The organism is Nodularia chucula CCY0103, assembly GCF_963923915.1.
GTDB classification, from domain to species: Bacteria; Cyanobacteriota; Cyanobacteriia; order Cyanobacteriales; family Nostocaceae; genus Nodularia; species Nodularia chucula.
Map to the genome: position 1 here is coordinate 121,942 of NZ_CAWUOL010000003.1, position 25,685 is coordinate 147,626.

22 protein-coding genes are annotated in these 25,685 nt (G+C 41.4%); 10 read left to right on the forward strand and 12 right to left on the reverse strand.

Annotated features, from left to right (window positions below; genetic code table 11):
• Positions 1 to 240 precede the first annotated feature (240 nt).
• The 4 genes from ACM0OP_RS02145 (at position 241) to aroF (ending at position 3,295) form a co-directional block, all read left to right on the forward strand.
• Positions 241 to 1,116, forward strand: coding sequence for a cyanophycinase (locus tag ACM0OP_RS02145; RefSeq protein WP_414526739.1), 876 nt, complete (start codon positions 241 to 243; stop codon positions 1,114 to 1,116).
• A 72-nt stretch (positions 1,117 to 1,188) separates the two neighbouring features.
• Entirely contained in the window at positions 1,189 to 1,458 is a 270-nt protein-coding gene (gene rpsO / locus ACM0OP_RS02150; RefSeq protein ID WP_414526740.1) for a 30S ribosomal protein S15, read from the forward strand.
• A 12-nt stretch (positions 1,459 to 1,470) separates the two neighbouring features.
• Positions 1,471 to 1,941 (forward strand): PAM68 family protein, encoded by a 471-nt coding sequence (locus tag ACM0OP_RS02155; RefSeq protein ID WP_414526741.1) that lies wholly within the window; start codon positions 1,471 to 1,473, stop codon positions 1,939 to 1,941.
• Positions 1,942 to 2,221: 280 nt separating this feature from the next.
• Positions 2,222 to 3,295, forward strand: coding sequence for a 3-deoxy-7-phosphoheptulonate synthase (gene aroF, locus ACM0OP_RS02160; RefSeq protein ID WP_414526742.1), 1,074 nt, complete (start codon positions 2,222 to 2,224; stop codon positions 3,293 to 3,295).
• An 81-nt stretch (positions 3,296 to 3,376) separates the two neighbouring features.
• Here the strand turns inward: aroF and ACM0OP_RS02165 are convergent, their stop codons facing one another.
• The 3 genes from ACM0OP_RS02165 to ACM0OP_RS02175 form a co-directional block, all read right to left on the reverse strand.
• The gene (locus tag ACM0OP_RS02165; protein WP_414526743.1) at positions 3,377 to 4,276 is read right to left on the reverse strand and encodes a hypothetical protein; all 900 of its coding nucleotides are present in this window, start codon (positions 4,274 to 4,276) and stop codon (positions 3,377 to 3,379) included.
• A 69-nt stretch (positions 4,277 to 4,345) separates the two neighbouring features.
• Positions 4,346 to 4,942: a DUF1517 domain-containing protein gene (locus tag ACM0OP_RS02170; RefSeq protein WP_414526744.1), complete on the reverse strand. Its 597-nt coding sequence runs from the start codon at positions 4,940 to 4,942 to the stop codon at positions 4,346 to 4,348.
• A 38-nt stretch (positions 4,943 to 4,980) separates the two neighbouring features.
• Positions 4,981 to 6,543, reverse strand: a complete 1,563-nt coding sequence (locus tag ACM0OP_RS02175; RefSeq protein ID WP_414526745.1) for a pentapeptide repeat-containing protein — start codon at positions 6,541 to 6,543, stop codon at positions 4,981 to 4,983.
• Positions 6,544 to 6,614: 71 nt separating this feature from the next.
• Here ACM0OP_RS02175 and ACM0OP_RS02180 point away from each other — a divergent pair, with 71 nt between their 5' ends.
• From ACM0OP_RS02180 to ACM0OP_RS02195, 4 genes are all read left to right on the forward strand, one after another.
• Positions 6,615 to 7,454: a prephenate/arogenate dehydrogenase gene (locus tag ACM0OP_RS02180; protein ID WP_414526746.1), complete on the forward strand. Its 840-nt coding sequence runs from the start codon at positions 6,615 to 6,617 to the stop codon at positions 7,452 to 7,454.
• A gap of 218 nt (positions 7,455 to 7,672) precedes the next feature.
• Positions 7,673 to 8,143 (forward strand): NADAR family protein, encoded by a 471-nt coding sequence (locus ACM0OP_RS02185; RefSeq protein ID WP_414526747.1) that lies wholly within the window; start codon positions 7,673 to 7,675, stop codon positions 8,141 to 8,143.
• A gap of 502 nt (positions 8,144 to 8,645) precedes the next feature.
• Positions 8,646 to 11,390 (forward strand): GAF domain-containing protein, encoded by a 2,745-nt coding sequence (locus ACM0OP_RS02190; RefSeq protein WP_414526748.1) that lies wholly within the window; start codon positions 8,646 to 8,648, stop codon positions 11,388 to 11,390.
• 387 nt (positions 11,391 to 11,777) lie between these two features.
• Entirely contained in the window at positions 11,778 to 12,548 is a 771-nt protein-coding gene (locus ACM0OP_RS02195) for a hypothetical protein (RefSeq protein WP_414526749.1), read from the forward strand.
• Between the two features lie 55 nt (positions 12,549 to 12,603).
• On the opposite strand, the gene ACM0OP_RS02200 is transcribed toward ACM0OP_RS02195, so the two are convergent.
• Positions 12,604 to 13,008, reverse strand: a complete 405-nt coding sequence (locus ACM0OP_RS02200) for an NIL domain-containing protein (RefSeq protein ID WP_414526750.1) — start codon at positions 13,006 to 13,008, stop codon at positions 12,604 to 12,606.
• A 114-nt stretch (positions 13,009 to 13,122) separates the two neighbouring features.
• Here ACM0OP_RS02200 and ACM0OP_RS02205 point away from each other — a divergent pair, with 114 nt between their 5' ends.
• Together ACM0OP_RS02205 and ACM0OP_RS02210 are read left to right on the forward strand one after the other, a co-directional pair.
• Positions 13,123 to 13,695: a thioredoxin family protein gene (locus ACM0OP_RS02205; protein ID WP_414526751.1), complete on the forward strand. Its 573-nt coding sequence runs from the start codon at positions 13,123 to 13,125 to the stop codon at positions 13,693 to 13,695.
• A 126-nt stretch (positions 13,696 to 13,821) separates the two neighbouring features.
• Positions 13,822 to 15,855 carry a GAF domain-containing protein gene (locus ACM0OP_RS02210; RefSeq protein ID WP_414526752.1) on the forward strand — a complete coding sequence of 678 codons (2,034 nt, stop codon included), beginning with the start codon at positions 13,822 to 13,824 and terminating at the stop codon, positions 15,853 to 15,855.
• Between the two features lie 177 nt (positions 15,856 to 16,032).
• Here the strand turns inward: ACM0OP_RS02210 and ACM0OP_RS02215 are convergent, their stop codons facing one another.
• The 8 genes from ACM0OP_RS02215 to ACM0OP_RS02250 all read right to left on the reverse strand — a co-directional run bounded on the left by ACM0OP_RS02215 (position 16,033) and on the right by ACM0OP_RS02250 (position 25,436).
• Positions 16,033 to 17,424 (reverse strand): PP2C family protein-serine/threonine phosphatase, encoded by a 1,392-nt coding sequence (locus ACM0OP_RS02215; protein WP_414526753.1) that lies wholly within the window; start codon positions 17,422 to 17,424, stop codon positions 16,033 to 16,035.
• 362 nt (positions 17,425 to 17,786) lie between these two features.
• Complete coding sequence (gene ftsY, locus ACM0OP_RS02220) at positions 17,787 to 19,475, reverse strand: signal recognition particle-docking protein FtsY (RefSeq protein WP_414526754.1); 1,689 nt, start codon at positions 19,473 to 19,475, stop codon at positions 17,787 to 17,789.
• A 554-nt stretch (positions 19,476 to 20,029) separates the two neighbouring features.
• Complete coding sequence (gene nusB / locus ACM0OP_RS02225) at positions 20,030 to 20,659, reverse strand: transcription antitermination factor NusB (RefSeq protein ID WP_414526755.1); 630 nt, start codon at positions 20,657 to 20,659, stop codon at positions 20,030 to 20,032.
• An 80-nt stretch (positions 20,660 to 20,739) separates the two neighbouring features.
• Positions 20,740 to 21,534, reverse strand: coding sequence for a DUF502 domain-containing protein (locus tag ACM0OP_RS02230; protein ID WP_414526756.1), 795 nt, complete (start codon positions 21,532 to 21,534; stop codon positions 20,740 to 20,742).
• 381 nt (positions 21,535 to 21,915) lie between these two features.
• Positions 21,916 to 22,797, reverse strand: coding sequence for a glycosyltransferase family 2 protein (locus ACM0OP_RS02235; RefSeq protein ID WP_414526757.1), 882 nt, complete (start codon positions 22,795 to 22,797; stop codon positions 21,916 to 21,918).
• Between the two features lie 134 nt (positions 22,798 to 22,931).
• Positions 22,932 to 23,771 (reverse strand): hormogonium polysaccharide biosynthesis protein HpsJ, encoded by an 840-nt coding sequence (gene hpsJ-B / locus ACM0OP_RS02240; protein WP_414526758.1) that lies wholly within the window; start codon positions 23,769 to 23,771, stop codon positions 22,932 to 22,934.
• Between the two features lie 309 nt (positions 23,772 to 24,080).
• On the reverse strand, positions 24,081 to 24,716 hold the full coding sequence (locus ACM0OP_RS02245; RefSeq protein ID WP_414526763.1) for a TIGR04282 family arsenosugar biosynthesis glycosyltransferase: 636 nt from the start codon (positions 24,714 to 24,716) through the stop codon (positions 24,081 to 24,083).
• Positions 24,717 to 24,887: 171 nt separating this feature from the next.
• Positions 24,888 to 25,436 carry a GspH/FimT family pseudopilin gene (locus ACM0OP_RS02250; RefSeq protein WP_414526759.1) on the reverse strand — a complete coding sequence of 183 codons (549 nt, stop codon included), beginning with the start codon at positions 25,434 to 25,436 and terminating at the stop codon, positions 24,888 to 24,890.
• Positions 25,437 to 25,685: the final 249 nt, after the last annotated feature.

Below are 25,685 nucleotides of genomic sequence, written 5' to 3' on the forward strand. Positions count from 1 at the left end.
TTTGATGGTTATAAATATCTGAATTGTAGTCTTTTTTTGCTGAGTGTTGCGGAAATATGCTATCTAAATTAATCTCATTAAATAGACATTATAAACTTATTCCTATACCTTTACAACTTCTGGAGACTCGTTAACTATTCCTTAATCTCAAAGGGAATGCCGTAATCTATCGAATGGATGATTTTATGGATATAATTGTCATGGTTTATTGAAACTATATAATTTATATCAAGATTTATCATGACAGAAAATACAACTAAACGCCAACTTGTGATTATTGGCGGGGCTGAAGATAGAGATGGAGATGCTGAAATTTTACGAGAGTTTGTGCGTCGGGCTGGAGGTATGAAAGCCCAGATTGTGATTATCACAGCTGCGGCAGAACTACCAAGAGAGGTAGGAGAAAATTATATTCGAGTTTTTGCGCGTCTAGGTGCTGAAAATGCCTGCATTATTGACACAGAAACTCGTGAAGATGGATCTTCATCCACAGCCTTAGAAGCGATCGCCCAAGCTACTGGTATATTTTTTACAGGGGGAGACCAAGCCCGCATTACCAGCATTCTCAAAGATACTGAATTAGATGCAGCCATTCACCAAAGATTTGCTCTCGGTATCGTGATTGCAGGTACAAGCGCTGGGGCCGCAGTGATGCCGGATAAAATGATTGTAGAAGGAGATGCTAAAACTCACCCACGCATGGAAATAGTAGCGATGGGGCCTGGTTTGGGTTATTTACCCGGTGTCGTCATTGACCAACATTTTTCACAACGGGGACGTTTGGGACGTTTAATTTCAGCATTAGTCCAAGAACCCGCCGAATTAGGATTTGGCATTGATGAGAACACCGCCATAGTAGTCACTGATGGTGAAGTCGAAATAATTGGAGAGGGTTCCGTTACCATCATTGATGAGTCTGAAGCCACATACAACAATATGAGCGAAATTTTAAAGGATGAGCCATTAGCAATTTTTGGAGCCAAACTCCATGTCTTGCCAAGTGGTTATAAATTTGATCTGAAAACTCGCCAGCCTATATTAAAGCAACCCTCTGTAACCAAGGTGTTTCCAGAAGTACCGGGTCTAGACAAGGAAATACTTATTGCTGAGTCATAGCAACAGCTTGAGGGCTATGATATCATAGGAGACTGCTAGATAAATTTAAAATAATTAAGAAGTGAATCGATCATGGCTCTGACGCAACAGCGCAAACAAGAAATAATGTCGAACTATCAAGTTCACGAAACCGATACTGGTTCTTCCGAAGTTCAAGTTGCTATGCTGACCGACCGCATTAGTCGTCTCAGCTTACATCTCCAGGCTAATAAAAAAGACCATTCTTCCCGCCGGGGCTTGCTGAAAATGATTGGTCAGCGTAAGCGTCTTCTGGCTTATATTCAACAAGGGAATCGCCAAAAGTATCAAGATTTAATTGCTCGTCTCGGTATTCGTGGATAGGAACTATCGCTTATGTCTGCTGAAGAATCTGAGCGCGATAGCTTACCTTTTGAACCCAAAACCAAGCGCCAAAAACCCCCCAAAGCTACAAGGAAATCACCAGCACAGCCTAAAAAATCTGAAAAACAGGCTAGTAAGCAGCCACCTTTCAATAAACAAGAGATGGCCATTCCCGAAGTTGTTAGCCAAAGGATGATCCGGCGAGTGGCTGGATTCTGCGGCGTACCAACAGTTTTGGGTATTGTCACCTTAGTAGTCAGCTACTTACTGGCCACTTACACCGAAATCCAACTACCTCCCATTGCCGTCTTATTAGTGAATATGGGATTATTTGGTATCGGCGTGATCGGCATAACCTATGGTGTCCTTTCAGCCTCATGGGATGAAGAAAGAGCCGGAAGCCTCTTGGGATTAGGTGAATTTAGTACCAATTGGGGTCGAATGGTGGAAGTTTGGCGGGAAACTCGGCAAAAAAAGGCATGATAGTTGGCGCTCAGATACCAGACTAACTACGGTGTTAAATCCATGTTTGAGTAAATGTTGAAGTGGAAATTTCCTAACTTCAACATTACTAAAGAAATTTTTGATGTTTGATTTGATTCTGTATTTAACCGCAAAACTACTGAGCGCCATAACTTTTGCCTGAATCATAAAAGTTTCCGTTTGGCAATAGTAAATATTTCAATCTAAATTAAATATAAGTAACACAATAAGTTGGCTAATACTTGTTGCAAGTTCAAATCAACTAATTAGGTAATTTAAAATGATTGTAGTTATGAAAAGCGGTTCCCCAGAAATGGAAATTAACCGCATTAATCAGGAACTAGCTAGCTGGGGACTAATTCCCGAAAAAATCATTGGTCAACACAAAGTGGTAATTGGTCTGGTGGGAGAAACAGCCAGCTTAGATCCGTTACAAATTCAGGAACTTAGCCCCTGGATTGAGCAAGTGTTGCGGGTGGAGTTACCATACAAACGAGCTAGCCGTCAGTTTCGTCACGGGGAGGCTTCAGAGGTGGTGGTTAATACTCCCGATGGTAATGTGATTTTCGGAGAACATCATCCTTTAGTAGTAGTTGCTGGTCCCTGCTCAGTGGAAAATGAAGAAATGATCGTGGAAACGGCATTACGGGTTAAAGCCGCAGGTGCTAAGTTTTTACGGGGTGGTGCATACAAACCTCGCACTTCACCTTATGCTTTCCAAGGTCATGGTGAGAGTGCTTTAGAATTGTTGGCTAAAGCCAGGGAAGTAAGCGGGTTGGGGATTATTACCGAGGTAATGGATGCTGCTGAATTGGATATCATCGCTGAAGTGGCTGATGTCATCCAGGTGGGAGCCAGAAATATGCAAAACTTTTCCCTACTGAAAAAGGTAGGGGCGCAACCAAAACCAATTCTGTTGAAGCGGGGAATGGCGGCGACTATTGAAGATTGGTTGATGGCGGCTGAATATATTTTAGCTGCGGGAAATCCCAATGTGATTTTATGTGAACGGGGAATCCGCACTTTTGACCGCCAACACACGCGCAATACTTTAGATTTATCGGTAATCCCAGTGTTAAGAAAGCTGACTCACCTACCAATGATGATTGATCCTAGTCATGGGACTGGTTGGTCGGAATTTGTACCTTCAATGGCGATGGCGGCGATCGCAGCTGGAACTGATTCTTTAATGATTGAAGTTCACCCCAACCCGACCAAAGCTTTATCCGATGGGCCGCAATCTCTAACGCCAGAACGGTTTGATTACTTAATGCAAGAATTAGCTGTAATTGGTAATGCAGTGGGACGTTGGCCGCAACCAGTAGCTGCAATGGCGGCTAAAGGTCATTTATAGTAACCACCCCAGACTATCACTAGTGAAGCGTCTATAGGGTGGGATTGCTCCTTCTTCCTATAGACAACTTCTATAATCACTTTAACGTCTTCTACCGCCACTACCAAAGGAACGACTGCGACTAGCACCAGTAGGCCTACGATTATTAGAACCGAAACTATTGTTGGGTCTACTTCTGTTAGAACCAGAATTGTTAGAAGGTTTTAAATTACTGCTACCATAACCGGAACCTGTGGGGCGATTGGTTGTGTTGGTGTTGGGTGTGGTATTGCGGACATTGGAAGTATTAGGAGATGATCTTCGGATATTTCCTGTAGTGCGGAAAGTTGTCCGATTCTGCTCAACTATTGGCGCTGTATTGTAGCGAGTCCGATAGTTACCCACAGCTTGAGTATAAGTAGGACCATAGCCACCATAACCAGTTAGCACTGAGCCTGAACGATACATTGGTGGTACATAATATTGGGGTCTAAATAACATATTACCAATGGCTTGACCCGCAATGTTACCAGCTACAGCCCCAGCGAAGGGGGCCCAAAAGTTGCTTTCTCTTCTGACTATGACCGTTTCTTGTTGTCCCGTTTGGGGATTGGTTTGGGTTTCGGTGACGTTATGGATGTACTCAATTTTAAAGTCTTCCGTCATAAACAAGGCTGGTTGTCCGTTTTCCACCTTCAAAGAAGTGCTTTTCCCTTCCTTGATTTCTTCATCGGTCAGCCGCGCCATTTGTAAATTTTCGGTTCTAAAGGTTGGAGGTGTGGTGTTGAGTAAAAACAATGTGTACTCTCCGCTCCCATCGTCAAAGCTGGCTTGCTGTACCTGATACTGTCCATCACTCAGGCGAGTGGGGGTAGAAGAAGTACGGGTGACATTCCGGCTTTGAGAGACAGTTTGGTTGGAATTTCCACAAGCGACAGTTGTTATACACAAAGTTAGTGTTAAACAAACAACTGTAAATTTTCGTAATAATGTCATGAGCATTTAACTCTATCCTATCTTTGAGCTTAACAAGCCTGAACGCCTTTGGTAATGTCGAGATTACCCAACTAGTTACAAAGGAATTAATTCTGGGTAATATTGCAACAGCTGATCGTTAGTGAGTTCATCTCCTAATTGTGCTGGGGAGAAATGCACCTGAATGGCGCGCAGTTTTTGTTTATAGTGTAAATTGATTAGAGCTTTTAAGGCATCTTTTAAGGCGGGAATGTTGGATAGGTCAGTTTCTAAGTCGGGAACTTCCCCTTCATAGGCTACTGTCAACATGACGATGACGTTACGGGTGACGGGGATGGAAAAAGCTTCATTTCCACTGTCATCAGCATTGATACCCAAGTCTGCACCGTAGCGTTCACCAGAGTCGCTAAATAATTCGTTGACGTAATCTCCAGCTTCGCCTTCATCCCAAAATACTTCCCCTTCGTTAGCAGCAGATAGCCACGCTTCATCGTAGCGCAATAGGGTTTCGCTAATTTCTACTAGTCCTTCGCCTAAATTATGTAAGTCTTCTCCATCATCTGCGATCGCCTCTCTGGCTGTAGTATTTAATACTCCTAAAATTGGAGCTACATCAGATCCGGCTAAATGCAAAAACACCCGACACACTACATAGCGAGTCCGTCCCATCATTTTATTAAACTGATCGCGCATTTTCTTCCTCCCGAATTTTGAGTAAAATAGACGACAAATTACCTGAGATAGTGAAAACTATTAATAAAATCTACAACCATACCTAAAGTTGGTGGTGCAAATCTGGTTGATTTACTCAGAATACTGGGAAAAGATGTCACCTCAGAACCAGAAGCATCAATAAAACGTTTACCAAAATGAGGGTGATCGTAGATCACTAAAGTTTGAGCGCTGGAATTGGTTAATATTGTCTGGGTCGGTATTTTATAAAAATTTAATTTAGCGGCTAATTGGAGATTTCTTTTCATTTTTTTGATGGTCTGGGTCTGGGTCATAGCTTCCTGGATCAGACTACTTAATTTCTCAATCTGATCTGGTGCTTGTAATCCCAGACGGGATATATCTTCTTGCTGCAACATCTCTATGATTGCATAAATATTTTTTTGGGTATTGGCAGCATCTTGAAATGGTAGAATAGCGATATAAGCTGTGGGTAACAAGGCTTGGTCATTATCTACTCGGAAAGTCAACACAGTGCGACGACGACTAATTTCTAGGCTGGGGGGTTGTTTGATTCCACTGTATTCTTGAGCAATTTGATAATAGGAACCAGCCAGAGCAAAATGAGCCTCGTGTTCTAATGGTGCATCGATGATAATGCGGATTGTGGGTGCAGTTTCATTGAAAAAGTCTCTTGCATCTTCTCCGATGAATTTCTGAATGATGGAGCGATCGCCTTTAGGACTCAAATCAACCCATTCACAGGTAATACCTTCAGTTTTTAACCCAAAACGGGAAGTGGAGTAAAGTTTAGCTCCCGTTAAAATTGCACTAGTTAAATCTGCACCGCTCCATTCGGCTTTAATCAAAGTTGCCTGAGTTAAATCAGCATGAACTAAACTAGTATTGGTTAAATTTGCATTACTTAAGTCTGCACCAATTAAAGTAGCACCACTAAATTTTGCTCCGCTTAAATCCGCCCAACGAAGATTTGCTCCGCTTAAATCCGCCCAACGAAGATTTGCTCCGCTTAAATCCGCCCCACTGAGATTTGCATGAGTCAGATTAGCTTGTTTCAGTTCAGCATCGCGCATATTTACACCACTGAGGTCAGTACGACTTAAATCTGTGGTGTTTAAGTTAGCCATTTCTAAGTTAGCTCCCACTAATGAACTACCTTTCAAATTAGCTATGCTTAAATTAGCGTGACGGAGATTTGTTTGGCGCAGTGTAGCTTCTCGTAAGTCGGCATTTTTTAAGTTAGCCTCCGATAAGTCAGCCCGGGACAAGTCAGCACGAATTAACTCCGCCCGCACCAATGATGCTCCCTGCAATTGAGCGCCAGAGAGGTTAGCTCGAATTAAGTTAGCGACATTGAGACTAGAATTATTTAAGATGGCGTTCTCAAGGTTGGCTCCACGTAATCGAGCCACGTTTAGCTTGACTTTACTCAAGTTAGCACCCTGGAGATTTGCACCACTCAAGTTAACTATACTCAAGTCAGATGAACTTAGGTTCACACCACTGAGCTTGACACCACTCAAGTTAGCTTCACTCAGGTTAATCCCGGTAAAGTTCATCACTCCTGCTGCGTATTGTTCTAGCAATTCCTCTACAGTCATGAATGCTACCCCTTAAATACCAACTTCAATAGTTGGTAAAGTATGCAAAAAATAAGTTGTCAAAATCAAAAATGAAAATTGGTATTTTAGGACTGGGACTCATTGGCGGTTCTCTGGGTTATGATTTGCGATCGCAAGGCTATCATGTTTTAGGAGTTACTCGCCGACGGTCTACCTGTGAAAGAGCTATCGCTCTTGGTATTGTCGATGCAGCATCTGTTGACATGAATTTATTAGCAACAGCAGAGGTGGTTTTTATTTGTACACCTATTGCCCTAATTATCCCTCAATTACAGCAGTTAATGAATTATTTACCCTTAACTACTGTGATTACTGATGTTGGTTCCGTAAAAACCCCGATAGTTCAGGCCATCGCTCCCCTGTGGAAAAATTTCGTTGGTGGTCATCCAATGGCGGGAACCACAGATAGTGGTGTAGAAGCTGCACAACGGGATTTATTTTTAAATAAACCCTATGTCCTCACACCAGATGCTACCACACCGCAGACAGCAATTTCAGTCTTAGAAAAAATTGTGCGATCGCTAGGGGCTAATCTTTATTTTTGCTCACCACAGGAACATGATCAAGCTGTTAGTTTAATATCTCATTTACCTGTGATGGTAAGTGCTGCATTGATCGCATCTGCTATGAATGAAACTGATCCTCAAGTTCTACAACTAGCGCAAAATCTTGCTAGTTCAGGTTTTCGAGATACCAGTCGTGTTGGTGGTGGTAATCCGGAATTAGGAGTAATGATGGCGCAGTATAACCGCCAAGCATTGTTGAGTTCATTACAACAATACCGCCAAAATATTGACGAATTAACTAACTTAATCCAGCAGGAAAATTGGGCAGCTTTAGAATTAAAATTGCAATCAACAGCCCAAGCTAGACCAAATTTTGTGGAATAAGAATGTTGATTAAACTTTGGTATATCCGCCAATTTAAGATGTGGCTCTGATCATTCTCAAAATATTGATCAATATATTTCAGCGCATCCTTACACAGAATTGGTATTAGAATATTTTAGGGATAACTCTGGAGAGGTGACGATCTCTGTCCCTTCTGAGAATATAGCAATGTATATTAGTATACTTTTCCCAATAAATATATTAAGAGCAATTTTTACATGACCATATACTTTTACAAAGTATGGCAGCCTTATGGCTGTTTTTCTAACTTCTCACCCCATAACATTGAAATTCAGGGTAATTACTGGCCAACGGTGGAACATTATTATCAAGCACAAAAGTTTGTGGGTAGTGTAGATGCGGCAATTATTCCAGTGATTTATGCTTCTGAAACGCCAGAGGATGCAGCAGCTTTAGGGCGCTGCGCTACTCGCCAACTCCGCTCAGATTGGGAAATAGTCAAAACTCAAGTGATGCGAGACGCTGTACTCAAAAAGTTTCTGACTCATTTAGATATTCAAGAAATTCTTCTCAGTACAGGTAATCAAACTCTGGTAGAAAATTCTCCCAATGATTATTTCTGGGGATGTGGTGCAAAAAAAAATGGTACCAATCATCTGGGTAAAATACTCATGAGTGTGCGTACAGAAATCCGCAGTTCACAAGTCTTTACAGTTATATCTGGGTAAAGCAATTAGGGTTTTATTTGTTTCAGCAATGTTATTGATTTATCTGAACATAGAGTACGGGCAAAAATCCTGTCAAATCTTTAATTTTTGTGACAATGTTTGCATATAGTTCCTATATTTTAAATATAGATATTGCCTTTGGTTTCCGTAATAAAGCAAATATAACAAAAGTTAAAGTTTCATCTTGCGACTATGGTCATGGTCAAAATTAAAATGCTTCTTGTGACTTGCTTGGGCAGTTTTATCATCTCCTAAGAGCTTGGGCAGTTACTATATATTTAAACCATCAATGCAGGAATTGCAACTTTCTTCTCTGTTGTCTATTCCCTGACATAAATATTTAGCAACCTTTCTCTGCTGAATAATTATACTGTATACATTTTGAGATTAAACATATAACATTAAGTTATTAATCATAACTTTTTCTTAATCTTAATTCAGTAAAAAATAAAAGATAACTGTAGCAATCATTACTTTTTAGTTTTTTTTAGGCAAAGCAGTCATGGGATTAACGGATGAACCCAAAGGTTGGGAAGCAACCTTTAACCAAGATAATTTATTGCATCGGATTACCACTCAGATTAGGCGATCGCTCGAACTACAGGAAATCTTAGCAGCAACTGTTGCTGAACTCCGTTTATTTTTAAACACAGATAGGGTGATGGTGTATCGATTTGACGCTGATGGTAACGGTGAAGTGGTTGCCGAATCCATTCATAAACAGCGCTTACCATCCTTATTAGGATTACATTTCCCCGCCGATGATATCCCTATAGAAGCCAAGAGAATGTTTTTGGAAGCGCGACAACGTTCCATAGTAGATGTCAAGTCGGGAAAAATAGGGCTATCACCACTCAAGTCACTAGAAACTGGTAAATATCTCCCACAGGAGAACATCTACTATCGGGACATAGACCCCTGTCATGTTCAATACCTTACAGCAATGGGGGTACAGTCTTCCCTAGTTTTACCCATATTACATCAAGACCCTGGAGGAAAAACAACTAAGCGCCAACTTTGGGGACTGTTAGTATCCCATCATAGTCAACCCCGGACAATTTTAAAGCGGGAACTGAAAATAGTTCAACAAGTAGCCGATCAGGTGATGATTGCGATCGCTCAAAGTAACTTACTCACCGAAACCCGCGCTAAACAAGAGCGGGAAGCAACAATTAATCGAGTCAGCACATTCTTACATCAGCTACCTACAATCCAATTACAAAAAGCCTTAGAAGAGGTGGTTAAAGCATTTAAGGGCATAGGTGGCAGAATTTATATTGATTATAGTGGCGAGATATACACATCAGGACAACAGCCCCAACTCCCCTACGATTTAGGTAACACAGCCATTGAACAGCATCCTGTATGGCAAAACTGGATAGGGGAATTTAAACCAGGACAGGTATGGGCAATTACTGACCTCTACAAGGAACCACGGTTGAGAGTTTTAGCCCTGGCTTTTCAATCAACTCCGATTCGGGGATTGATGCTGATTCCCCTACACAGTCACCAAAATTTTATTGGAATCATCAGCATTTTTCGCCCTGAATTTGACAGTGAAATTTTATGGGCGGGACACCATGATCTACATCACAGTCAAGAATTACCCCGGTTTTCTTTTAAGATGTGGCGAGAAGAAAAAAAAGGGCAAGCCGAAGAATGGAAATCTGAAGAAATTTCCCTGGGACAAAGTTTGTGCTACTACTTTTCGATGGCAATTCACCAGCAGCAAATGTACCATCAGGTACAGGAAATGAACACTAGTTTAGAATTTCGCGTCAAGGAAAAAACTGCTGAACTCAAACAATCCTTATTACTAACAAAAGCTATTAAACACGTCACAGAGCAAATTCGCAAAACATTAGACCTCAAAACCACCTTGCAAACCATTGTTAAGGAAGTGCGCCCTTTACTTAAATCAGACAGAGTGTTGATTTACCAGTTGTTGGGTGAATTTGGTGGTGAGGTAATTGTAGAAGATATTAATAGCGAATTTCCCTCAGTGTTAGGGATGAACGCACCAGTAGAATGCTTTCCTGATCAGTCTTCACGTTTGTATTTTCGCGGTAGAACTAGGGCAATTGATAATGTATCAACAGCAGATGTCAGTGATTGTCACCGAGAGTTTATGCAGAATTTGGGCATACAAGCTAATTTAATTGTACCGATTAATATTAGTCATCAACTGTGGGGTTTACTAATCGCTCATCAATGTGATGCTCCCAGAAACTGGCAAGATGCAGAAATTTATTTACTACAACAGTTAGCAGATCAAGCGGCGATCGCCATTCAACAAGCCCAACTCTATGAACAAACCTGCGCCGCCGAAACTCAAGCCAAGGCCAAAGCAGCACAATTAGAAACTGCTTTATCGGAACTGCAAACAACCCAGTCTCAATTAATCCAAACGGAAAAAATGTCCAGTTTAGGGCAGTTAGTAGCTGGTATAGCTCATGAAATTAACAACCCAGTTAACTTTATTTACGGTAACTTGTCCCATGCTAATAACTATGTCCAAGAACTACTACAACTATTAGAACTGTACAAACTCCACTATCCCCAGCCTAATCCGCAAATTTACTCATTAATTAAAGCCATTGATTTAGACTTTTTAGTAGAAGATTTACCAAAAACTATCTCTTCTATGCAAATAGGCACTGAGCGCATCCGTTCTATAGTCTTATCTTTACGCAACTTTTCCCGTTTAGATGAAGCTGAAAATAAGGCTGTTGACTTACATGAAGGCATAGATAACACTTTATTAATTTTGCAACACCGTCTGAAAGCCAATGCTAAATCTAATGGCATTAAAATTATTAAAAACTATGGAAAATTACCCCGGATTGAATGTTATGCTGGCCAGATGAATCAGGTATTTATGAATATTATCAGCAATGCTATTGATGCTTTAGAAGATCAAGTTGAATTATCCCGGAAAGGATCTGCTATTCCCTCACCAATTATCTGGATTTCTACTCAAGTTTCCTTAGATCAATCCCGCTTAATTATTCGCATTGTAGATAATGGTCCGGGAATGACTGAAGAAGTGAAAAAACGCATTTTTGACCCGTTTTTTACCACTAAGTCTGTTGGTAAGGGTACAGGCTTAGGACTAGCCATTAGTTATCAAATTGTGGTTGAGAAGCATGGTGGAGTTATGGAATGTATCTCAAATATTGGTCAGGGGACAGAGTTTAGGATTTCTCTTCCTACTAAAAACTACTGTGAAACTGATGAGTTTAAGTAAAGTTTAATTGCAAAATTCACCAAGCTCATATATTGATTGCTATTCTAATAGTTGAAGCTAAAAAGCTTCCCTGGCAGATGCAACAGCTAAATTGAAAAGATCACAAGAGGTAAGAACGCTGTTTAACTCAATGTCTGTCTCGTTCCCAACCCACAACACCCAACGCGAAAGCTGATATTTCCTCAAATATTAACAATCAGAGGGCGCTGTACTAATTATTATTGCTTTTTGAAAGTAATAAAGTTAATTACATCCCTGATTATGATCAACAAATGAGAGGAAATCATTAAAGCTAGTAGATGTTTGGGTGTTGTTGTTTAAATGGGTACAGTTAGGTGTAAGCTAATGAGACAGTTAAATAGTTAAAAAATCTTGAAATAGCGCCTTATGTCTATTATTGCGCTCAGAGCATGGTATATAGAAGAATATCAGCCCATAGCAGAACTGGAGAAACGTCCGCCAGACATTCGCCTCAGTAAAAAAAGCCTGCTAAAATCAGCCTTAAGAGCAGACTTCCTGGAAGATATTGACCATGTGAAGCAATCAAGCTGGTTTGGGCGTTATCTGGAAGGGGAAACTATAGAATTTTACATTGAAGGTAGTGGTGGTTATTGTGTAGCTAATATTGACTTGATTAGCCATGAAATTTATTTCACTAAACAAGCATTGTTAGCGCAGTTAGAACCGACTATTTTTTTATGCTCTCAAACTGAGTATGCACCAGCCAGTGATGCTCTGCGGGAAGAATTACAAAAAAGTTTAGAGTCTTTGAATTTGCGATCGCGCGTCAAGGTAACATTAGTAGAAGCTCACCGCCCTAGCAATGCTCCAATCAGACTCAACCGCACCATGATGCGAAAAATTCGGAGGAGTTTGTTGTTTATTGCAGATACTACCCCCATTGCCGTGATTTCCGGTAAAGAAACTAACCAATTGCTACCTAGTCCTCATGTCTGTGTAGAAATTGGCTACGCTATTCAAAGTAAGCGTTCTGAACAAGTTTTGTTAGCACAAATGCAACGTCCAGACTGGGAAGGAGATTTTCCCTTTGATTTGCCGACACAGCAAATTTTGCAATTTCAAGATACTATAGAATTGAATAAAATTATGACTGGAGTTATTGAAACTCAGTTAGCACGATTTAAACTGTTTTTCTAAGCAATCAAAGTATAGTTCCCACACTCCCCACACTCCCCACTCCCCACTCCCCATCTTATAAATTAGTCGTAATTGCTGCGACTGGACAGGTGGGGATACACTGCTCACAAACAATACAGCGCGATCGCGTGAATGTCAATTTGTATGTTTCTGGTTGTAAGCTGAGGGCTTCTGTAGGACAAACTCCAGTACACAAACCACAATGTACACAAATATCTTCATCAATAACAATTTCACCCAGATTATGGGAAACACTGATATGACGCGATCGCATCCACTCAATAGCTTCATCTAACCGATCAATATCTCCAGATAACTCTACCACCAGTTTGCCAATTTGGTTGGGAGCAACTTGAGCGCGGATAATATTGGCAGCTACATTAAATTCTTTAGCCAGTAGGTAAGTAACAGGCATTTGAATAGCACGTTTCGGAAAAGTGAGCGTAACTCGTTTCTTCACAGTTTTAGCAGAGACTAGTTTCTGTTCTAGCTTAATGCCAATAACCCTGGAGCAAGAAACCAAAAGCGTTAAAATAAATAATGAAAATACTTAACAAGTTTTAACAATTTTCCCATGACCACAGAATCCCCTGTTAATTCTACATCTGGCGCGCGGTTGAGAAACTTCTTAATTGCCATAGTAGCGATCGCCCTTAGCGTCGCCTTAGTCTTAGGACTCAGAAGCGAAACTACCTCAGCAACATTAGCAGACCTAGATCAAGCATCTACACCCCTAGCAGTAGCTGTTACCAACGGTAAACCTTCAATGGTAGAATTTTACGCCAACTGGTGTACTGTGTGTCAAAAAATGGCTCCAGATATTGCCCAATTGGAACAGGAATATGGTGACTCAGTTAACTTTGTCATGTTAAATGTAGACAACACCAAATGGCTACCAGAAATGTTGAAATATCGAGTAGATGGCATTCCGCACTTCATATTTTTAGCAAAAAATGGCGAAACCATCGGTCAAACCATCGGAGATCAACCCCACACAATCATGGCCAGTAATTTAGAAGCCTTAATTACTGCTTCATCTTTACCCTATAGTCAAACTAGCGGCGAAGTTTCCCAATTTCGCGCACCCATTACATCCCCCAACTCTCAAAATGATCCCCGGAGTCATGGTAGCCAAGTTATTAATTAAACTATAGTCATTCCGGTTTTACCGTTGGTAACTCTTGATTAAGTTAAAATAACACTATGTATGCCAAGCATCTTCCAGATAACAGCATTCCCATCCAGTTTTAGACAAGAATAAAAGAGGTCGAACATGACATTACCTCTATCTCCTAGAGATAAGCAAAAAGCTTTATCTGGAGTAGTTTCCCGCATTCGTGAATGTGTGGACATAGATGCAATTTTCCAAACCACAGTCCAAGAAATGCGCCAACTGTTAAACGCTGACAGAGTAGGCATATTTCGCCTCTATCCTGACTTGGAATGGGAAGGGGAATTCATCTATGAAGATGTCACGCCACAATGGAACCCCGCATTAACAATCAAAGTGCATGATCATTGCTTTGCTGGAGAGTTTGCTGCACTCTATGAGGAAGGACGGATGAAAGTAATTACTGATATCTATGAATCGGGAATGAGTAATTGCCATGTCGAGATGTTAGAAACTTTCCAAGTGCGTGCTAATATAGCTGCTCCTTTAATTAAAGGTAAAGATTTATGGGGCTTATTGTGTGTTCATGAATGTAGTGGACCGCGCCAATGGCAAACATCAGAAATTGAGTTTGTACAACTGGTCTCGGAACATCTTGGCGTAGCTTTACAGCAAGCAGATTATTTACAAAAAGTGCAAATCCAATCCACAGAACTAGCAGAATCCAAAGCCAGAGAAAAATCTGCAAAATGGCAAAGAACTATAGCCAGAACCATAGAAAAAATTCGTCAAACCCTTGATTTAAAAAGTATTTTCCACACAAGTACATACGAAATCAGGCAGTTATTAAATGCTGACCGTGTAGCTATTTATCGCTTTAATCCTGATTGGAGTGGTGAATTTGCCTTTGAATCTGTGGGAGAAGGTTGGATTAGCCTTGTCGATAAGCAATTGGAAAAACCCGAACTGCTTGATAATGTTAGTGAATGTACGGTAAAAGACTTAGTGGTTATTCCATCAATAGATACTTATTTACGAGACACAGAAGGTGGACGTTATGCCAGGGGGGAAGTCTATCGTGTCTGTAATGATATTTATAATGCAAACTTTAGCGAGTGTTACATTCAGGTATTACAGAGCTATCAGGCCAGAGCTTACGTGATTCTAGCTATTTATCATGGTCAAAAACTTTGGGGCTTGTTAGCAGTGTATCAAAATAATGATACGAGGAATTGGCAGGATGATGAAGTATATTTCCTGACTCAAATTAGCACTCAATTAGGCGTAGGGATTCAGCAAGCAGAATTACTGCAACAAACCCAGCGCCAAAAAGAAGAACTGGCACAAACTCTCAAGGAATTGCAACAAACTCAGAGTCAGTTAATTCAAAGTGAAAAAATGGCGGGTTTAGGGCAGTTAGTGGCAGGAATAGCACATGAAATTAATAACCCTATTACTTTTATTTATGGCAATGTAAGTTATGTGAACGAACACACTAAGGATTTATTTAAATTACTGAATATTTACCAACAAAAGTATCCTGAATCTATCAAAGAAATTCAAGAAATAGCCCCAGAATTAGATTTAGATTTTATAATTGATGACTTACCAAAAATTGTTAAATCTATGATCACGGGGGCAGAAAGGATATCTCAATTGGTACTGTCTTTACGCACTTTTTCTCGACTTGATGAATCCGGTATGAAGTCTGTTGATATTCATGCAGGGATTGATAGTACGTTACTAATTTTAAAACATCGTCTGCAACCACACGCTAATTCTTTTAATGTGGAGGTGGTTAAGGAATATGGTGATTTACCATTAGTAAGATGTCATGCTGCTCAGATGAATCAGGTATTTATGAATATCATTAATAATGCTATTGATTCATTGGAAGAGTCGATGGCCAAAGGAACAATAACGGAACAGCCGAAGATTTGTATTCGTACAGAAGTTACAGCGAAGAAGAAGATTTTAATTCGGATTTTTGATAATGGTTCTGGGGTTCCAGAAAAGTTGCGATCGCGCATTTTTGAACCTTTCTTTACCACCAAACCACCAGGTAAAGGTACTGGGCTAGGTCTATCTATTAGCTACCAAATTGTTGTGGAAAAACACGGCGGTAAAATAGAATGTGTTTCTCAACTGGGTCAGGGTTGTGAGTTTTTAATAGAAATTCCCAGGAATGGGGAGTAGGGAGTGGGGAGTGTGGGGAGTGTGGGGGGTGTGGGGAGTGTGGGCTTGCCCTGAGCGCAGTCGAAGGGTAGGGGTGCAAGGGCGAAGGGAAAAGGTTGTTAAGCCGCCGCCGTGTGTGTGTGTCAAGTAATTTCTAACTCCCCCCGCTCCCTTGCTTCTTATGGGGAATGTGGTAATTTAGTGAATTTTTAGGACAACTAGTGTCATATCATCGGTGTTTTGCTTTTCACTACCGATAAATTGCAAAACTTGGTCAAACAGATAATCTAGAATCTCTTGTGGGTTGGTGTAATACCTGCAAGCTAAGTTAAAAGCAGCAACAAAATTTTCTTCATCAAAGCGATCGCCACTGGCTGCCGCCGCATCAGTCAAACCATCTGTATAATAAACAACTGTATCCCCAGGTTCCAACTGTGCCTGGGAATTTTCGTATTGGCTATTAGCATCTAAACCAATTAGCATTCCCAAAGTATCCAAGCGGGTAATAGTTTTTGTCGCTGCGTGCCACCACAAAGGAGGATTATGTGCTGCATTACTATAAGATAAAACTCGATTAAAAGGATTATATTCTGAGTAAAATAGCGTCACAAAGCGGTGAGAATTTTCTAAATCCGCATACATAACTCGGTTCAAATTTTGCAGAATAACCGATGGGGAATTACCATGCAATACCTCTCCCCGCAGCATTCCCCGCATCATTGTCATAATTAACCCAGCTGGGACACCTTTACCCATGACATCGCCAATTACCAAACCCCATCGCCCGCTTTCATGGGCATTTTTACCATTCAGTTGCCCCTGATTGCTATTTGTGGGGATAAAATCGTAATAATCTCCACCCACGCGATTAGCAGGTTTACACCGTGCAGCTAAAGCAACACCAGGAATCGTCGGACAATTACGTGGTAAAAGTCGCCGTTGAATTTCTGCGCCAATTTCTAGTTCTTGATCGAGGCGCTCTTTTTTTCTCAGTTCTACAGCTAATTCGTCGTTTTCAATAGCTACAGCCGTTTGGTCTGCTACTAGTCTGACTAACTTTTGTCTAGTTTCCGTCCAGCTATATTCCGGGTCACGACTGAGAACATACAGCCACCCCCGTTCTGTATGCTTCACCAAAATTGCCGTGCCAAAAACTTGTACATCAGGCCCCAAGTGGCGATGCATTTGGTCATCCAAAATCCCTGTAGCCGTGGTTAAAGGGGCTGTATTGGCCAGCAACGTGATTTGACTACTGGCGGTTTCTAGGGCTTTACGGATGTTTTTACGCTGTCGGCTATCCTGCCAGTGCAGCTGCTCTAACCTAATTTGACCATTAGGTTTATGTAGGAATAAAGCACTACCATCTGCATCTGTGACTCTAGTTGCCATGAGTGGAATCAACTCCAAAAATTGGTTTAAATTATTGAAGCTTCTCAGAGCAAAGCCTAAAGAACTGAGTAAATCTTGAATTTTATTCTGTTCTCGGTGGAGCCGTGCCACGAGTTCCTTAAGTGCCACGATTGGGGTGACATCCGTCGCAGCACTACTATTACTATCAGTGGGTTGGGAGGGCAATTGAGACACAGGCAAGGGTATGATTGCACTTAATAGAGGTAACAGTAATACATAACTAGAGATCAATATTGTCCTGATCTAATCTCTAGATCAATTTTGTTTGTTCTAAAACTACCCTTTTGTAGAGTATCGAACTATGTCACCAAATCATACATCTTTAGACCCAAAAAAATCCTTTGTTAACAAAATTATTTTGTGACCTTTGCTAATTTTCTGCTACAACTTTGAAGTTTCATGGATTATAACCTTGATTGAAACCTAAGTCTTATAGCAACCGCCAAAGAATTTAGGACTAAAACAGATCACGAAACCCTTGTAATTAAGGAGTTTCGCATACCCTACTCCCCACACTCCCCACTCCCCACTCCCTAATTTAACTAGCCACTCAAAAGAGCTTCGACAAATTCATAGCTAGAAAAAGGACGCAAATCTTCGATCCCTTCACCAGCACCAATAAAGCGAATGGGTAAGCCCAACTGCTGCACGACTGCTAGGGCAACACCTCCCTTAGCTGTGCCATCAAGTTTAGTTAAGACCACACCACTGAGTTGGGCGGCTTGGGCAAAAACTTCAGCTTGTCTCAGTCCATTTTGCCCTAGAGTGGCATCTAAAACTAATAGGGATTCTATTTTGGCATTAGGGGCTTTTTTGTCGATGATGCGGCGAATTTTAGCCAGTTCATCCATTAAGTTTTTCTTATTTTGCAGTCGTCCAGCTGTATCGACCAAGAGTAATTCAGTTTCTCGTGCTTGAGCGGCGGCGATCGCATCAAAGACAACGGCCGCAGGGTCTGTATTCTTCCCTGGATTAGCAATCACTTCCACACCGCTTCTTTGACCCCAAACTTTCACCTGTTCCACAGCCGCAGCCCGGAAAGTATCAGCCGCCCCAATCAAGCATTTATAACCAGATTTTTGCGCCAGGTGGGAAATTTTGCCAATGGTAGTAGTTTTACCAGCACCATTTACCCCAGTAATTAACCAAATATTTAAGGTTTCTTTTTCCGGAGTAAAGCTAACAGTTGCGGACTTTTGCAGTGGCGCGTCTAACATATCCCGCAAGATTTTTTTCAGGTAGGCGATCGCCTCTTCTGGCGGAGTAACTTCTGCTAATAGTTTTTTCTGTAGCGCACTAATAATGTAATCTGTCGCTTCCACACCCACATCAGCCTGCAAAAGAGCAGCTTCTATTTCGGCCACCGCCGCTTGATTTAGTGGCCCCTGCCCAACAATTGCCTTCAGTTGGTTAAGTATATTCCGACGGGTTTTATCTAAACCTTGGCGGAGTTTTTTCAGCCACGTAATTTCCTCAATGGAAACATCTTCCGGCCGTCTACCCTGTGCCGCCAAGACTTCTGCTGACCACACAAAGCCTTCATCAAAAGCTAATCCCTCCACATCTGGAGTTATTTCTATGCTACTAACTGGAGTAGGCGTTAATACTTCCGGTTCTGGTACTGCAACGGCGCTGGCTATTAACCGCTCTTGCCTAGCTTGTCTTTCAGCCGCCGCCCGTTCTAAAAATGATAAATTACTTCCCACCGTCGTGGGTGTAGGTTCTGTCTCCTCAGTTGAGGCTTCTATCTCTGGTGTTGCTGTTGGAGTAACTTCACTGATTATAGAAGACTGAGTTTCCACAACTGGTTCTACATCCTCAACCTCAGCAACAGTTTCCCCAGAATCGGCAACTGGTTCTACATCCGCCACCTCAGCCGCAGTTTCCCCAGAATCAGCAACTAGTTCTACATCCTCAACCTCAGCCGCAGTTTCCCCAGAATCGGCAACTGGTTCTACATCCGCCACCAAAGCCGCAGTTTCCCCAGAATCAGCAACTGGTTCTACATCCACCACCTCAGCAACAGTTTCTACTTCTAGAGTTTGTTGTTTTTCCTGGATATTCTTATAAGCAGATTTAGCAAAAGCCAATAAATCAGCCGTAGCGTCTGGCGGAGAAGTTACGGGAGTTTCTGCTTCAGTTTCTGGTGCTAGCGGAGTTTCCCCCTCTTTTTGTTCAGATGGAGTGTCAGAGGAATCATTATATTTACGGCGGAACCAATTAAAAACCATTGCATCTAATAGGTGAGAGTTGTGTATTTCAGTATGAATTTTATTTGTATTTATGGGGATTAACCTTTTAGTAGATGAAAATCCCTAATTAGTCAACATAGTTCTTAATTGATCATCACTAATACCAATTTAATATAAAGATGTATAAACAGAATTTAACTGTAAATCCAGTTCACCTCCTCCCTGGTGCTACCGTGTACACACATCCTGATCCAAAAAGGGTTTCCAGCCCTAAAAACCAAATTTAACCAGAAATCCGGTTCCCCTCCTCGCTTGCGGTGAACCAGCGTTGCAGGCGGGTTTTCCACCGTAGGCGACTGGTGTAAAGCCCTACGGGCATGGCTGCGCTTACCGCGTAGCGTGCCGGAGGCATCACCCGAAGGGGGAGGGGCTAGGGGTGGGGTCTTAATTTCCCCACTTGTGTGTACACCGTAGCCCTGGGGAGGGGTTAGGGGTAGAGTAGAAATAATATGCAGCCTCACAAATAAAAGGTTTGTAGTTGTAAATCTATTCCAGCCTTAAGGGCTAAAGCCCTTATTACAAGCTAATCCAGACTAAACGGCAGCTTTTTGTTCAGTAAATCGACGCAGAACACCATTAATAAATCGATGCCCTTCATCTCCACTGTAGCGTTTGGCTAGTTCTACAGCTTCATTGATAGCCACTCTGTCTGGCAGATTGAAAAACATCATTTCTGCCACAGCAATTCGCAAAATATCTCGGTCTATTTGTGCTAGACGATTAACTTGCCAATCTACTAAGGCTGAGGAAATGTGTTCATCGATGATGACTTTGTTTTCGTTGATGATTTTTACCAATTGGATCGCATATCTGCCGACTTCTTTATCTTGATTTGCTAGTTGAATTAATTCTGGAAATTCTACTGCTGCTCCCAATTGATTGATGGCTTTTTGGGTGTATTCTATAGCCTCTTTCAGGAGGTTTCTGGCAGTATTCAGGTCTGAAGCGCGAGTTTCGCTAGTTAAGAGGCGCTCGTTACTACGTTGCAGATCTCCAGTAGCGTTATCGAGAGTATCTTGCACTTCTGATCTCAGGGTGCGGACTGTCGCTAAGACTAATTTTGGTAGATGCTCTTCTGTTAATCTTTTAGGGTTAATGGGCAATTGGCTGAGACTTAATAGGGCCAATTCACGAGAAATTTGTTGCGGTTTTCTTTCTTGCATGGAAGTGAGTGCCTCGGCACTAATGAGTCAAGGTTTGTAATATAAGAATTATGGCTTGGTTAGATAATCATACTATCTGTTTATTGGTGAGTTTGCCGGATAGATGTTTCATCGCAGGGGATAATGGGTATCTGAGTTTCTAAGGCCACTGGTTCTAGATTGCGCTCTTTAGGCAGAACTATGGGAGGAAGAGGGGTATTTTGAACAATAATTCCTCCGGAGACTAATACTTTGAAGGCATCTTCTATGGGCATTGAGAGGTTGACTACCTCATCCTCTGGCACGATGGCATACCATCCTGTGGTGGGATTTGGGGTACTGGGAATAAAAACACTGAGCATGGGAGTGGACAAATGAGTTTGAATTTCGTTACTCATGCTCCCGGTAACAAAGCCGATCGCCCAGATGCCTTTTCTGGGATATTCTACTAAAATCACCCGGCGAAACTTATTATTGGAATCTTTGAGGAGGGTGGCTAACAGCTGTTTTAGGGTTTTGTACACCTGGCCAGCTAAAGGAATTGCCTGTAATACTTGCTCACCAAAATCCAATAACCAACGCCCTGCTATATTACGTGCCATCAACCCTATTAACAAAATACTTAATAGAGGTACTGCAAGTCCTACGGCTAGATTTAGTATATTTACTAATATAGGTTGGAGACCATCAAAGGGATTGAGTTGTTTGGGAATTTTGGTGAGAAAGTTGATTACCCAGTTAGCAATAGTAATAGTTAGCCAAATAGTTGTTGCTAATGGAATTACTACCAACAAACCAGCAATCAGGTCATTCTTTAAATTCTGTTTGAGATGATTAATTCCCAAGTCCCTATTCTCCTGTTTTAGGCTACTGGAACTCTTGTTATTGGTATTCATACCCGCATATTTCTGAACTTGCGAAAAGATTGCTTGTCATATTTAATACTTCAAGCAATTGCCCAATCTGATCAAGGTCTGGGCTAATCCTATGAAAATATGCACTAATTAACAGAAAAACAGATTTTTCTGACACAGGTACATATAAGGTCTGATTTGACTTTGAGGATGTTACTTTTCTTGATGAAACTTGTAAAGGATTATTGCAAGTTTCTTATATATTATTTATCCTACCAAAAACTTGGGGTGATAGGCTCGCCCTGGTATGGGCAAAAAATAGCTTGAGATTTCAAAACCTGGCTAGCTGGTATTGGAAAAGTGAAAATTTAATTCTCAGCAAAAGTATTGTTTTCTTCTATACACAGTATTTTATTCGCGTTCTCAAAGAGAGTGATGAGCTTGTGTTTTGTTCTCCTCTCCCGGAGATGTGCTGATTTCTAAACTAGCTGGAGGTAGATTTTTCATTTCCCAAGCTTTGAGCAAAATCAGGTATTCATAAAAAGCCTGCAATGTACACCAAGCCATCCCGGCGCGTCCGTCTAGACAACCGCCCAAGATAAAATACATATAGAGAAAGCGCAAAAATGGTCTGGCGGGTAAACGTAAAGATAAATCTTTTAAGGCGCGTCTTCTTTCTACTTCTGTTTTACCTAAAAATAAATCTTTCCAATTAACCTGACCTTGTTCTAATTGATACAAAGTTTCTTTAGCTTCATCTGTAGAATAACGGTTATGTTTTTCAATCCAACGGCTCAAACCTTTGCTACAAGTGTAGTGAGGATATGTTTCTTTGAGGAAACTGGTAGCACCATTGCATACTTCCCGTTCAGTATGACCATAATCTGTAAACCAAACTTTACCGTGGCGAAACAGACGCATTTGATAGCGGGGATATTGGGTGCTGTGACGAATCCAATGATTCATGAACATGACACGTTCCGCGACGTAGTAGCCAATATATTCGGGATTTTTCGTAGCTTCTACACCTTCGGCAAATAGTTCTGGTGTCATCCGTTCATCGGCTTCTAGAATATATACCCAATCGTATTTTGGGGGAAGGGATTCTAGCATCCATGTCCGTTGTTTACCGTGGCTTTCAAAGGCGTGTTGGACTGTGCGAACGGGATAGCGATTAGCAATTTCTACTGTGCGATCGCCACTGCATGAGTCTACAACAATAATATCATCTGATAGCATAGCGGATTCAATACAAGCAGCAATATCTAATTCTTCGTTATAGGTGAGTATGTAAATTGAAAGCATTTTTTAGTTTTTACAGTAAGTTGTTAATTGCTTCATTTAAGATTTTGTCATTCGGAGTGTACCCCTGGATTTAATTACAGAAAATCGTGAGGACTTAAGTCCTCACTACAAACTAGTAATTATTTAAGAGTAAATTAGCGGGCGGCTACTTTACGTTTACCACCTTTGGCAGTTCCCATACTGCGTAAACCAGTCCAGCCAATGATGCTGTAGCCAATGGATAACAACAAGCTACTAATACCAATACGCATTCCCGACTTCCAAGCATTTTCTTTGGCTTGTTTTTCGGCTTCTTCTTTCTGTAGGCGAATTTGGTTCAGCCTTTCATTTGCTTGTGCTTGTGGGTCTGTTTGCTGGGCTATAAAGCGCTCTAGTTCTTCGGGATTTTCTTTGAATTGCTGTAGTCGTTCTTTTTGCTCTGGGGGTAGTTGGGGGTTATTCAGGGCTTGTTCGTATGCTTGCTCATTTTTCAGCAACTCGTTAAACTGGTTTCTGGCTTGGGCGCGTACCTGTTCCAGTTGTGCTTTTGCTTGGTCGTTGTTGATTTGACCGAGGATTTGGGTTAATTGATTTTGCAGTTGATTTTCTGCTTGTTCTGCATTTTGGCGGATTTGCTCTATGTTGCGATCGCTCGCTTGTCTGATATTATTCAAATGTAGAGGGAAAATTAGCAGAAAAATTACCCCAAAAACCGTGGCGAATATTAAGACAGGAAATCTAATATCTATAGATTTTGGGCGATCGCCATCATTAAACCCATCCATCCAATAGCCCACGAATAGCATTCCTATAGCCACCAAAGGTACTATTCCTCTCTCAACTATTGCAGTAGCTAAATTGATTTGCCATAGCCGATCAGTTGGCTGGAAGGGCAACATCAAAATTAAAAAGTCTAGTAAAAACGAGAGAATTAAAATTATCCCTACTATTTTAAGTGTCAGGGAAGCATTCCCAGAAGTAAAACGATTCGTCATATTTTTTTTAGTTGGTGGTTGATCAGAGTGATTATCCTATTTAAAGTTACTTGAATGTTGTTCCTATAACTTTCTTATCAAGTTTATTTTCTCAACTTACCTATCCCATAAAACTATTAGGCAAGTATATACTTAGATGGCATTTATTCCACTGGATTTGAAACTACACTAAGGTAGCATTTGTTTTGCTGACTGTCTTCAGAAAACACTAGGTAATCCAATATACGAGCGATCTTGACAGTCAGGAGCCATAGTCAATGAACAATCAATCACAGGATACATCAAAAAATTGCCCCCGCTATTTTCGCTTTAATGCTGGATCATGTGTTCCCAAATTGGCAAATCTTCTGGAAGATCCACATCAGGTAAAATAGTTAAATACCTTAGTGATATTTTCAACGTCTCCGCAATATCCACAGATTGCCGTAATACTCGAGAAGTTCCCCAATCGATATTAACGAATAATTCCGGAATCAGGCGACTCAAGCCAATCAGATAATAACCCCCGTCAATGGCTGGCCCTAGTGTCAGATCATGAGTGTGTAGCTGGTCAAAACCTTCGCTGAGAACGTCAGCATTTATTCCTGGACAATCTATCCCAATGATCATCACTTGGACTGCACCAGATGCAAAAGCATCAGCAAGCGATCGCACCATTCGCGCCCCTAAATCACCCTCACCTTGAGTACAGTAAACCAAATCACAGCCCAGCCAATCTGCCATCAATTGCTCATTACCACCAGCAAACCGTACTTCCCAAGAAATCCCCCGACGCTTCTGCAATTCTTGCACCTGAAGTATAGTATGCTCCGTCATCTGCCGTTGTAGATTCGCCGCACCCACATCACCCAAAGCCGGTATCAGTCGGGTTTTAGTCTTTCCTGGTTCGGGATAGCGAGTAAAAATAATTAAGTGTTCTTTAAGAATATCTGTTAATTTCACCACTGGGGACTGGGGACTGGGTACTGGGTATTGGGTATTGGGGACTGGGTATTGGGGACTGGGTACTGGGTATTGGGTATTGGAAACTAAAAATCTTTCTCCCCACACTCCCCACACCTCCCACACTCCTGCACCCTCGCCTCTTTTATGTCCTCGCTTGTGGGGTCTTATGACTTAATCGCAAGAATCATTCTTTGCCGTTCGCATTGCCCCTATAATAGTAGAAACAATTACACAACGCTTTACCCCACCATCACAATTATTACCTGTAGCGAGGGTAACTCTTCCCAGAGGTGGTTGTCTGACATTACCTCTGTAATCAAATTTTATCCGTCTGACACCATTCAACTCTTGTAAAGTGCTTCTATACAGACACACATTCGAGTCTAAATCATTCCAGTTAGCATCCACTGGGTCAACTGTGCCAGGATGAACCGCCCATTGGACAATATTATTCTGTTCACGAAAGCTAGCCTGAACCGTTAAGTTTTGCTTTTTGGCTTCGCTTTGAGCTTGGCGTATAGCCCGATATACTTGATTTTGGGCAGTATTGAGGCGTTGAACTGCCATGAAACCTAACCAGCTAGGTACTGCGATCGCACACAATACCCCTACCATCATAATTACGGACAATATTTCCAGCAGAGTAAAACCATCATTCAAATTAGAATTATCGTCCTTGCTATTTTGCCAATAAGGATATAACTTTCTGACTACCTTCATAATCTTTCAGATTTCAATTATTTCATACTCCCCTCCTCGCTTGCGGGGAGGGGTTGGGGGAGGGGTTCTTCAACAAACCTTTTTTATCAGCAGCTTTATAGAGGAATTTCTCAACAGATGAATCATCTCATACTCCCCTCTTCGCTTGCGCGGGGAAGGGTTGGGGGTGGGGGTTCTTCAAAAAACCTTTTTTATCCTTAACGGGTGACAACATAGCTAGACAGCTTGTTGAATAAGGGATAGAGCCTG